Source organism: Nonomuraea sp. LPB2021202275-12-8, from assembly GCF_037044575.1.
In the GTDB taxonomy this organism is placed as follows: Bacteria; Actinomycetota; Actinomycetes; order Streptosporangiales; family Streptosporangiaceae; genus Nonomuraea.
Window position 1 is genome coordinate 1 of sequence record NZ_JBAHWD010000107.1, and the last position, 1,889, is coordinate 1,889.

1 protein-coding gene is annotated in these 1,889 nt (G+C 69.2%); it reads right to left on the reverse strand.

The window, feature by feature from the left end; all coding sequences use genetic code 11:
- Positions 1–22: 22 nt before the first annotated feature.
- Positions 23–1,768, reverse strand: a complete 1,746-nt coding sequence (locus tag V5E28_RS48875) for an IS1182 family transposase (protein WP_336217169.1) — start codon at positions 1,766–1,768, stop codon at positions 23–25.
- Positions 1,769–1,889 lie beyond the last annotated feature (121 nt).

Sequence of the window (1,889 nt, forward strand, 5' to 3'; positions counted from 1 at the left end):
TGACCCTGTTGCCGAATTCTGATCAGGCGGTCAGCGCGAGTTCGAGGCGGGCGAGATGGCTGGTGCGGGTCCGATCGAGCACGTGGCCGTTCCACCAGGCGTCCAGGCGGATGAGGTTGAGCGCGACGGCGGAGTAGACGTGTTCGAGGTGGACCTTCTTGATGCCGCGGTAGCGGGCCTGGCGGATGCCGGTGACCGCGACCGCCTGGTGGATGGTGCCCTCGACTCCGGCGCGGATGGCGTACCTGGCCTGCCAATCGGTGCTGTGTTGCTCGCGGCGGGCCTGGTCCAGGACCTCCTGCAGCGCGCGGGGGCGCAAGGTGAGCTGACGCCCGCCCTTCTTCGCCGAGGTGCATGCCGAGCGGGCGGGGCAGGCATGGCAGATCTCGCCGCCGAACTTGACCACGATTGCTTCCTGCCCGCGTTGGATGCAGGGGCTCCATGAGCTGCTGGTCTGGCCTTGCGGGCAGGTGACCTGCTGGTTGTCCCAGTCGACGGTGAACGCGCTGCGGTCGAAGCCCGTCTTGGCACGGGCTTGCGGGGAGTAGTCGCCCAGGACGGGGGTGACCAGTGCCAGTCCGTAGCGGCGGCGGGCGGCGACGATGAGATCGGCCGCGGCGTAGCCGGAATCGACGTAGTGCTCGGCCGGTAGCAGGCCGCGGCGCTCCAGCGCGGCGTGGATCGGCTCGACCTGTTTGACGTCGGGGACGGTGGCGTCCGTGGTGGCCACATTCGTGATCACGTTGGGCGGGGTGGTGGGCGCGTTGTTGCCCGGCTGCGTACCGGGCGCGGTCTCGTCTGGCGCGGGAAGGTCGTGGCAGGTCTCGCTGATGTGCACCTTGAAGCCGCACCAGAAGAAGTCGTCGCCCTTGGCCGCCCAGCGGGCGTCGGCATCGTAGGGGGAGGCCAGGCGGATACTGCCCGGCGGGAGCCCCTCTCCGCCGTCGTCGAGGGACTCCCGCCGCTTGACCACCTCCCGCCCGCGGCTGTTGGTGGTGCGGGTGTAATTCTGAACCAGCATGATCCGCAAGGCTTGCACCGGGGGCAGCTCGCGCAGCCAAGCCGGGGAAAACGGCGCATACACGGCACTCACCAGCGCATATCCGTCGGCGCCGTAGGCGATGGCCAGTTGCTCGCGCTTGGTCGCCGAGATCGGCAGCCGCCAGGAGTCCACCCGGGCGCGGTAGCGTTCGGCCCAGCCGCCCACCTCCAGCACCCGCTCCACCCAGCCGGGCGCGGCGGCCGAGATCGCCTCCAGCGCCGCCCGCACGCATTCCCCGGCCAGCTCCAGCCGGTTCAGATCGCGGACCGCGCCGAGCACATGCGTTGAGTCGGTGCGCTGCTTGCCGCCCGCCTTGACGAGCCCCTTGTCGCGCAGATGGGCCAGCAGCGCATCCAGCGCCTTCTCCTCCAGCTCATGGGCGACGACCCGGGCACGAAACTTCGATAACACGGTGTAGTCGAATCCGTGATCAGCCAGCTCCAGGCCGAGCCCGTACTTCCAGTCGATGCGCCCCCGTACCGCATCGGCGGCCTGTCGGTCGGTCAGATCCTCGACGAACTGCAGTACCGTCACCAGCGCCAGCATGGCCGGAGACTCGGCCGGCGCGCCTCGGACGGCGAACGCCCCGGCGAACTCGGTGTCGGTGAACACCTCGCCCAGCTGATCACGAATCGTCATCGGCAGGCTGCCCTTGGGGAAAGCCGCCCGTGCTACCTGCGCGGTCGCCTCCGGAACCTGCGGCACCGACCGTGGCTGCATCGACATCACATGCCCATCCTGCGGCCGTCGAGGGGAGGGTCACGGCACGCAGAGACGATCTTTCACCCCAGCGCCACCCAGAACTCGGAAGTCGCCCGGCGTGTCAGCAGAATTCGGCAACAGGGTC